We start from the raw sequence: 6,639 nt of genomic DNA on the forward strand, positions 1-6,639 counted from the left end.
GGCGGCTACGGGCGGGCGCGGACGTGCGCGGCCCCCTCAGCGCCCCGCGGCATCCGCCAGCCGGTCGAGCGTCGCCGCGACGGCGGGGACATGTGCCAGGTCCGGCAGCGTGAGCGCGACGATCTCGCGGTGCACGGCAGGCTCCATACGTATCGCCGTGGCCCCCTTGGGGCGTACCGACTCCAAGGTGAGCTCCGGCAGCGCGGCGACCCCCAGGCCCGCGCCGACCAGGCCGATCACGGCCGGGTAGTCATCCGTCGCGAAGTCGATGCGCGGGGTGAAGCCGGCGCTCTCACAGACCTCGACGAGATGCCTGCGGCAGCGGGGGCAGCCCGCGATCCAGGCCTCGTCGGCCAGGTCGGCGAACCGGGCGGTACCCGCCTTCGCCAGCCGGTGGCCGTCCGGCACCAGGCCGATCAGCCGGTCCGCCAGGATCGGCCGTGCCACCAGGTCGTCCCACTCGGCCCCGGCCGCCGGGTCCGCGCCGCGCACCTCCGGATAGCGGAAGGCCAACGCGATCTCGCAGTCGCCGTTGCGCAGCATCTCGATCGAGCGCGGCGGCTCGGCCTCGACCAGCGAGACCCGGGTCCCCGGGTGTGCGGCGCGCATCTTCGCCAGGGCGGTCGGCACCAGCGTCGAGCTGCCGGAGGGAAAGGACACCAGCCGCACCCGGCCCGCACGCAGGCCCGCGATGGCCGCGATCTCCTCCTCGGCGGCGGTGAGCCCGGCCAGGATGCCGACGGCGTGCCGTACGAGCGCCTCGCCCGCCTGGGTCAGCCGCATCTCACGGCCCGCACGGACCAGCAGCGGGGTGCCGGCCGACTGCTCCAGGGCCTTCATCTGCTGGCTGACGGCCGGCTGGGTGCAGCCCAGCTCACGCGCGGCGGCGGAGAACGAGCCCGTCCTGGCGACGGCGCGCAGCACGCGGAGATGACGGGCCTCGATCATGATTCGAGCATAAGCCGGTCTTGGGTTGATCGGGAAAAATTGGGTCGATGCTTTTGGGGAACTAGCTAGGGGGGTCTCTCCGATCTCCGTGGATCAGCCTGCGGCGTCTGGTGCCGTGCATCGCAAGGCGGAGGATCGTCCCCGTACTGGGCGTACGGGGACGATCCGACAACGCGGCGAGGTGCGGTGCCTGGGGGCACCTCCCAGCGTTAGCTGGGGGAGCGTCGCAGGCCCACGGAGATCGGGGAGACACCCCCTAGCGTGGACCGAGATCCGTGGTGTGTGGCGTCGGGGGTGCCTCGACGTGCCTGCCGCGGGTCACGCCGATCGAGCAACGGAGCGCCGAATGAAGCTGCTGACCGTGAACCTGGGGCAGCCCATCCCGTCCGAATTCACCGACGCCGAGGGCGGCACGGGCATCGACAAGCGGCCCGTGGACGGCCCCGTGTCAGTCACCGCCCCCGGCCCCAAGGGCACCGGAGGCAGCGGGCTGGCCGGTGACGCGGTGGTCGATCTGCGCCATCACGGCGGCGACGACCAGGCCGTCTACGCCTACGCGCGCGAGGACCTGGACGACTGGCAGCGGGAGCTGGGCCGCGAGCTGGCCAACGGCTTCTTCGGCGAGAACCTCACCACGTCGGGCGTCGAGGTCACCGTCGCCCGCATCGGCGAACGCTGGCGGGTCGGCCCGCAGCTGCTGCTGGAGGTCACCTCACCGCGTATCCCCTGCCGCACCTTCCACGGGTGGCTCGGCGAGAGCGGCTGGCTCAAGCGGTTCACCCAGGCTGCGGTGCCCGGCGCGTATCTCCGGGTGATCGAGGCGGGCGAGATCCGCGCGGGGGACGCCGTCGAGGTGGTGCACCGCCCGGATCACGAGGTGACGATCGAGCTGATGTTCCGGGCCCTGACCAGCCGGCGGGAGCTGCTGCCGCGGCTGCTGGAGGCGGGCGGCGCGCTCCCGGAGGAGGCACGGCGGAAGGCGCTGAAGTATGCGGGGCAGGAGGGGGATTGAGCCGCGGGGACGGGTGGGGTGGCTCAGGGGCGCCGGGCGGGCGGCCCGGGTAGGCAGTGGCCTTCTGGGTCCCGGACGGCTGAGCCTCGGAACCGGTTGCCGGAGGGTGTGTCGCGCGGGGTGCGCGGGCGGCCGCGCCGCCGGGGGGAGGGGCTCGGGCGTCGCGCCCGCGGGCGGATAGCGTGCCCGTATGACGACTGCATTGATCACGGGAGCGACGGCGGGCATCGGGGCGGCGTTCGCCCGGCGGCTCGCGAGCGACGGCCACAGCGTGGTGCTGGTCGCGCGCGACGAGAAGCGACTGCACGAGCAGGCCACCGAGTTGCACGACCGGCACGGCATCGAGGCGGAGGTGCTGAGCGCCGATCTGGCCACCGAGGAGGGCATCGCGGCCGTCGAGGCGCGGCTCTCGGACACCAAGCACCCGGTGGATCTGCTGGTGAACAACGCCGGCTTCGGCAACAAGGGCGAGTACCTCGAGGTCTCGATGGCCGACGAGCTGACGATGCTGAAGGTGCACTGCGAGGCGGTGCTGCGGCTGACCACGGCCGGGGTGCGCGGGATGCGGGACCGGCGGCGGGGCGCGGTGGTCAATGTGGCGTCGGTGGCGGCGTTCGTGCCGCGCGGCACCTATGGCGCGAGCAAGGCGTGGGTCGTGCAGTTCACGCAGGGTGCCGCGCGGGATCTGGCGGGCAGCGGAGTGCGGCTGATGGCGCTGTGCCCGGGGTTCGTGCGGACCGAGTTCCACCAGCGGGCGGGCATGGGGACGGACAACATCCCCGGCTGGATGTGGCTGGATGCGGACAAGCTGGTGAACGCCGCGATGAAGGACCTGACGCGGGGGAAGTCGCTCTCCATTCCGGACCCGCGGTACAAGGCACTCATGGGCGCCGCGAAGTTGGCACCGCGTGGAGTGCTGGGGGGTCTCACGTCGCGTACCGGCCGTAAGTACGGGCCTCGCTGACGCGGCGTTGCTTGCGGACGCGGGCGCGGGGGTTGCTTGCGGACGTGGGCGCGGGGGTTGCGTGCGGGCGCGGGCGCGTGCGTTGTTTGCGGACGTGGGCGCGGGCGTTGCGTGCGGACGCGGGTGTTGTTTGCTGACGCGGCGTTGCTTGCTGGGTTGCCGGGGGCGGTGACGTGGGGGGGTGGGTCCTTTCCTCTGCACGGGGCGGAGGGGCGGGGGGCGGGTGGTGCCTCCGGGAGCAGGGCTGCCGCATCACGGCGCCGACCCGTCCAGCTCCTCCGGCCCGTCCAGCCCCTCCGGCCCGTCGAGCCGCTCCAGCCCCTCCAGCCCGCCACCTCCTCTGGCCGGGTGAGGCAGGGCCAGGTGAGCGCTTGTGCCGTCCTGCCAGGTGACATGGATGTCGTGGCCCGTGAGGTGTGCGGTCGCCAGGGTGTGTACGGGGGCGGGGTCCGGGTCCCCTGTCAGGGAAGCCAGGGCCACGAAGAGGGTCCCCCGGGGGCCGGAGGTGAGGGTGCCTTCCAGGACGGCGGTTTCGGTGCCGGTGCCGGGGGCGATGAGGGTGCTCCCCGTCGGGGTCCGGCGGGCCGGGGTGTCGTAGCCGTGGACGGGGTGGAGTTGAGCGGTGGGGCCGTCGGATGTGGTGGCCCAGCCCGTCTGGCGTACGCGGGTGCCGGGGGCGGCGCCGGTGACCAGATGGGCGCGGAGTTCGGCGCGGCCGTGGACGAGGGTGACGGACAGGATCCGGATGCCGGGGAGTTCGCTGCCGTCGGCGTGACGGGGTGTGTGGAGGGAAGAGGCCCGGCCGGGGCCGGAGGCCTGGGGGGTGGCGGGGCCGCGGGTGGTGGGGTGGCCGTCGATGAGCAGGGCGAAGTGGTTGTCGGGCAGGGACTGGTCCGCGGCGGTGGGCGCTGTCGGGCCCGTACGGGTCGAGTAGGCGAAGCGGGCGTAGTAGGGGTCGGGGGCGGCGAGGGTGGAGTTGCTGCCGTGGTTGTGGAGGCGTACCAGGCCGTCGGAGGCGGTGGAGTGCAGCAGCAGCCCCGTGGGGCCGAGGGGGTGGGCGGCGTCCGCGGTTTCGGCGGGCAGGGCTGCCTCGGGGGCGGTCCAGGCCGGGTCGTCGGCGGGGAGCAGGAGGCCGAGGAAGCCCTTGGCCGCCCAGTACGGCGAGGCCGGGCCCGAGTAACTCTGGAGCATCGGGGCGTACGGCCCGTACCAGCCGAGCGGTAGCAGGCCGTCGGCCGTGACGGCGCCGCGGTCGAGGAAGTGGCGCAGGGCCCCGGAGGCGAGGCGGCGGGTGGCACCGGGGGTGAGCGGAGTATGGCCGGTGAGGGCGCCCAGCCACGGGGCGGCGGTGGCGGCGAAGCGGTAGGTGAGGGAGCGGCCGAACGGCATCGGCGCACCGTTGGCGTCGAAGAGGCGGGTGTAGCCGTCCAGTTGGGCGTGCAGACGTGCGCCGTAGTCGGCCAGGAGTGTCCGGTCGCCGGCGAGGTGGGCGTGCAATACCGGGTAGAAGTGCATCGCCCAGGCGTTGTAGTGGTCGAATGCGCGGTTGTCGCCGTCCGAGTACCAGCCGTCGCCGCGGTACCAGTCCTCGATACGGGTCAGCGCGCGGTCGATGGCGGCCTGGGCACGTACGGTCTCGATGCCCGCGTCGCGGAGGAAGCCGCCGACGGTGAGGCCGAAGAGCCACCAGTTGTTGTCGACGGGGGACGGGCCGAGGGCGGGCAGCAGCCAGTCGACGACGCGGGCGCGGATGCCGTCGTCGAGGGTGTCCCAGAGCCAGGGGCGGGTCAGGCGCAGGCCGAGGGCGAGCGAGGCGGCTTCGACACGGGCCTGGCGGATGGTGTCGATGCGGGGCCAGGAGTCGGGGTCGGCGGGCGTCATCTCGCGTGCCGCGCTGGGCTTTCGGGTGCCCGCGGCCAGGCCTTCGGCGTAGCGGGGGAGGTGGTCGTGCGGGTCGTGGCCGTGGCTGCCGGCGACTCTGAGGGCGGCGAGCAGGAACGTACGGGCGAAGCCTTCGAGGCCGTCCGAGCGGGGGCCCGAGGAGCTGGGGCGGGCGCCGGGGAAGGTGATCAGGCCGTGGTGCGGGGAGGCGTAGCGGGCGGTGGCGTGCAGCAGCCCGTCGGCCGTCGCTTCCCAGTGGGCGCGGGTCCAGCCGGTGTACGGGCTGCGGCGGCGGTCCTCGGGCGGGAGGGGGAAGGGGAGGGATAAGGAGTGGTGGGGCGGGTGGCGTGGAAAGCGCCGGTGACGTTCGGGTGGGGTCTCGGGTTGGGGTTGGGGCTGGGGCTGGGGCTCGGTCATGGCTTCCCCTGAGGCGGTGGGTGGCGGCCGGGCGGCGGATCCTTCAACCGAGGCCGGCAGCAGGTCAGTCGAAGGGACGGAGAATGGGATCGAAGCCGGTCTCACGGCCGGCAGCGGCAAGTGACGAACAACGACGGGCGACCGCGAAGGAGCACGTTCCTCACTATGCACCCCACCACTGACAATGCCCCTGGACCTGCGGAAATGCCGCCTTCCCGGCCCACGTTGCTGCTGTCGATGGGCCCCGGCATCGCCGACCGCCTCCTCGACGCCCGCCACCACACCCGCCTCGCGGCCCTCGCCCGTACCGACCCACACCTCGTCGCCCACGACCTGACCGACCCCCCTCCCGAGGTCGCCGCCGCGCTCGCCGACGCCGAGGTGCTCCTCACCTGCTGGGGCGCCCCGCCGCTCACCGGCCCGGTGCTGGACGCGGCCCCCCGGCTGCGCGCCGTCGTCCACGCCGCCGGATCGGTCAAACACCACCTCACCGACGCCTGCTGGGAGCGCGGTATCGCGGTCAGTTCGGCCGCCGACGCCAACGCGCTCCCGGTCGCCGAATACACGCTCGCCGCGATCCTCTTCGCCAACAAACGCGTGCTGCACTCCGCCCACCGCTACCGCGGCCTGCGCGCGCGTCACGACTGGCACCACGAACTCGCCGACGCCGGCAACTACCGCCGCACCGTCGGCGTCATCGGCGCCTCCCGCATCGGCCGCCGCGTCATCGAGCTGCTGCGCCCGTTCGACCTGCGCGTCCTGCTGCACGACCCGTATGTGACCGACGCCGACGCCGCCCGGCTCGGTGTGCGCCCGGTCCCCCTCGACGCCCTCTGCGTCGACAGCGACGTCGTCACCGTGCACGCCCCGCAGCTGCCCGCCACCCGCCATCTGCTCGGCCGCCGCGAACTGGCCCTGCTGCCCGACGGCGCGACCCTGATCAACACTGCCCGCGGCTCCCTGGTCGACGAGACGGCCCTGCTCCCCGAGCTGGTCACCGGCCGCCTGCACGCCATCCTCGACGTCACCGAGCCCGAACTCCCGCCCGCCGGTTCGCCGTTGTACGAGCTGCCGAACGTCCTGCTGACGCCCCACGTGGCGGGGTCGCTGGGCACCGAACTCCACCGCCTCGCCGACCACGCCCTCAACGAACTCGAACGCTACGCCCAGGGCCGCCCGTTCACCGGCCCCGTACGACCGGAGCATCTGCCCCACTCGGCTTGACCGGGCCCTGCCGTAGGACACCGGCCGGGCCCGGTGGGCTCGCCCAACGCGCCTGGGGGTCCATCGCTTCCGGGCCCCACCACACGTGCGGTTCCTGCCCACCACACCCGCCCACCCCCCGAAGGGGGGTGGGCGGCGGGGAAACAACAACACCGGGGTGGGCGGCGGGGAAACAACCCAGGGGCGCCGAACC

General features: G+C 73.6%; 5 protein-coding genes. 3 read left to right on the forward strand and 2 right to left on the reverse strand.

Features of this window, described 5'->3' with window-relative positions; all coding sequences use genetic code 11:
* Positions 1-36: 36 nt before the first annotated feature.
* A complete protein-coding gene (locus tag M8I34_RS38890; RefSeq protein WP_030986215.1) occupies positions 37-948 on the reverse strand; it encodes a LysR family transcriptional regulator in 912 nt (303 codons plus the stop codon).
* A 346-nt stretch (positions 949-1,294) separates the two neighbouring features.
* On the opposite strand from M8I34_RS38890, the gene M8I34_RS38895 reads away from it, so the two are divergent.
* Positions 1,295-1,960 carry an MOSC domain-containing protein gene (locus M8I34_RS38895; RefSeq protein ID WP_250057825.1) on the forward strand — a complete coding sequence of 222 codons (666 nt, stop codon included), beginning with the start codon at positions 1,295-1,297 and terminating at the stop codon, positions 1,958-1,960.
* Between the two features lie 190 nt (positions 1,961-2,150).
* On the forward strand, positions 2,151-2,924 hold the full coding sequence (locus M8I34_RS38900) for an SDR family oxidoreductase (RefSeq protein WP_030986213.1): 774 nt from the start codon (positions 2,151-2,153) through the stop codon (positions 2,922-2,924).
* A gap of 252 nt (positions 2,925-3,176) precedes the next feature.
* Here M8I34_RS38900 and M8I34_RS38905 read toward each other — a convergent pair whose 3' ends face one another.
* On the reverse strand, positions 3,177-5,222 hold the full coding sequence (locus M8I34_RS38905; protein ID WP_250057826.1) for a DUF2264 domain-containing protein: 2,046 nt from the start codon (positions 5,220-5,222) through the stop codon (positions 3,177-3,179).
* Between the two features lie 204 nt (positions 5,223-5,426).
* Between M8I34_RS38905 and M8I34_RS38910 the strand changes: the two genes are divergently transcribed.
* Positions 5,427-6,446, forward strand: coding sequence for a hydroxyacid dehydrogenase (locus M8I34_RS38910; RefSeq protein WP_250057827.1), 1,020 nt, complete (start codon positions 5,427-5,429; stop codon positions 6,444-6,446).
* Positions 6,447-6,639: the final 193 nt, after the last annotated feature.

Origin of the sequence: Streptomyces sp. MCA2 (assembly GCF_023544705.1) — a bacterium.
Taxonomy (GTDB): Bacteria; Actinomycetota; Actinomycetes; order Streptomycetales; family Streptomycetaceae; genus Streptomyces; species Streptomyces decoyicus.

What these genes read in the sequence shown, in the direction of transcription:
- M8I34_RS38890 (WP_030986215.1), bottom strand. Translation starts at nt 948, where the DNA reads ATGATCGAGGCCCGTCATCTCCGCGTGCTGCGCGCCGTCGCCAGGACG.
- M8I34_RS38895 (WP_250057825.1), top strand. Translation starts at nt 1,295, where the DNA reads ATGAAGCTGCTGACCGTGAACCTGGGGCAGCCCATCCCGTCCGAATTC.
- M8I34_RS38900 (WP_030986213.1), top strand. Translation starts at nt 2,151, where the DNA reads ATGACGACTGCATTGATCACGGGAGCGACGGCGGGCATCGGGGCGGCG.
- M8I34_RS38905 (WP_250057826.1), bottom strand. Translation starts at nt 5,222, where the DNA reads ATGACCGAGCCCCAGCCCCAGCCCCAACCCCAACCCGAGACCCCACCC.
- M8I34_RS38910 (WP_250057827.1), top strand. Translation starts at nt 5,427, where the DNA reads ATGCCGCCTTCCCGGCCCACGTTGCTGCTGTCGATGGGCCCCGGCATC.